The sequence below is a fragment of the Candidatus Merdisoma sp. JLR.KK006 genome (genome assembly GCF_036941035.1).
Lineage (GTDB): Bacteria > Bacillota > Clostridia > Lachnospirales > Lachnospiraceae > Laedolimicola.
In genome coordinates this window covers 1-1,674 of sequence record NZ_JAYMNS010000076.1, presented here as the reverse complement: position 1 = coordinate 1,674, position 1,674 = coordinate 1, and the positions used below count along the sequence as shown (strand labels likewise).

Below are 1,674 nucleotides of genomic sequence, written 5' to 3'. Positions count from 1 at the left end.
CATCCTCTGAAAGCCGGGGCGGTCTGTGTTGCTGCCGGTCTCCCCATCGTCGATGTAGGTGTCCACCAGCTCAAGGTCGTCATGGCTCTCTATGTAAGCCAGACAGATAGCCCGCTGGCTCTGGATGCTGTTGGACTCCATCCGGTCAGCATCCTCTCTGGATAACCGGGCATAGATGCCGGTCTTATAAATCTTGTCGGACATTTTGAACCTCCTTGCTGTCTCTCAGAAAACCGAAGGCTCTGTCCCGTATGGGAACGGAACACAAAGCCGCAGACCTTGTGATGCAGTTCCTTTTTTTGACCCAAGCACATTGTAGCGCCGGATCACCCGGTTTGTTAAGGATGTCAGGCCCCGGCAAGGTAAAGGGAGTTGATGCGGTCCTCGATGGTCTCGCCTTTGTCCGCAAAACTCAGCTTCACGACCACGCCGCCGTCCAGATAGACATAGGGGTTGCCAAGCTGTTCTATCCATGCCCGGATGCGCTCCTCCGTGGATGCCTCCGGGTCAATGCGGACTGTGCTGCGGTCACGGAGCGTCGATCTGTCCACCTTGCGGAGGTCGATGTCTTTCATCCCTTCTGTCATGGCAAAGCACCTCCAACTGTTCTGTCCTTTTCAACATCTTATGGAAAGGACAACCTTTCATAGAACAGAGAAAAGCGCCCGCCCCAAAAGGCAGACGCTTCTCCCAGATTTTTCAAAACTTCATCGGCAGGGCGGTCTTTGCGCTGGAGCCGTTGTAGATGCGGTACACCTGGTACAGATACCGCTTGTATCCCGGCAGGCTCGTCATGGCCCGACCCTCCCGGAAGATCACCACCGGGTCTACCTGGCGCAGCCGTGTCACCAGCCGTTTGCGGCTGTACTCCCCGCGATAGAGGTCCACGAACTCCACCACGCCCTGCACCGTCTCAGCCCGGAGGGAGTCCGGGTCGCCCTTCCAGGCATCCACGATGGCCTGCATCGCCTCCCGGTACACCCCGCCCCCGACCTTCTGGAACAGCCCGAAAGCGGTGCTGATGCAGGCCAGCCGCTTCGCGCCCCTGGTCTGCTTGTAGTCCACATAGAGGCCCACAGCTTCTGTTGCTTTCAGGAACGCCATAGCGTCCTCATCGCCGCCGTAGACCAGCGCCCGGAACTTCGCCCCGGCGGTCAGGCTGGCGGACGCGCCCGTCTGCTGGGCGAACAGCAGCGCCTCATCGCTCTCGGTCAGGCCGTAGAACACCTTGCAGCGGATGGACAGGTCCCGCCCACCATTGAGCAGTTTCCGGGCGGCGATGGTGTGCTGGCCATCGAACACATAGTAGCGGCCGTCCCGGCAGCTCACCTTCGGCTCGTTGGCGATACGCTCATCGAACTCGGCGGCGATCCTACGGACCCGGTCCTCGTTCAGTTCACGCTGATAAGTAGTGCGGGGTATCTTCAGCTCTGCGCTGTTGATGGGAAGCTCCCGGCAAAAAAGGTCCTTGCTGTTCATTCTGTGCGCCCTCCTTCGATGTCTGCGATATACTGCTTCATTTTCTGCATGATCTGGATGAGATTCTGCCTGTAATGGCTGTCCGACAAAAGCCGTGGATATTCCTGAAAGATGCGGTCAAAAAGCTCCATGAACGAGACGATCTCGCCATCCAGGGAACAGAGCACATTCTCCTCGGTGCTGGGAGCCTTGTCC

4 protein-coding genes are annotated in these 1,674 nt (G+C 58.4%); all 4 read right to left on the bottom strand.

The window, feature by feature from the left end; translation table 11 throughout:
• Window positions 1–204 (bottom strand): recombinase family protein (locus tag VSQ61_RS22625; RefSeq protein ID WP_334346574.1); only part of this gene is annotated, 204 nt, incomplete at its 3' end.
• Window positions 205–347: 143 nt separating this feature from the next.
• Window positions 348–587, bottom strand: a complete 240-nt coding sequence (locus tag VSQ61_RS22620; RefSeq protein WP_334346573.1) for a DUF6870 family protein — start codon at window positions 585–587, stop codon at window positions 348–350.
• A gap of 112 nt (window positions 588–699) precedes the next feature.
• Window positions 700–1,479 (bottom strand): DUF6551 family protein, encoded by a 780-nt coding sequence (locus VSQ61_RS22615; RefSeq protein WP_334346572.1) that lies wholly within the window; start codon window positions 1,477–1,479, stop codon window positions 700–702.
• A partial coding sequence (locus VSQ61_RS22610; protein WP_334346571.1) for a hypothetical protein occupies window positions 1,476–1,674 on the bottom strand: 199 nt, incomplete at its 5' end. The genes VSQ61_RS22610 and VSQ61_RS22615, both read right to left, overlap by 4 nt.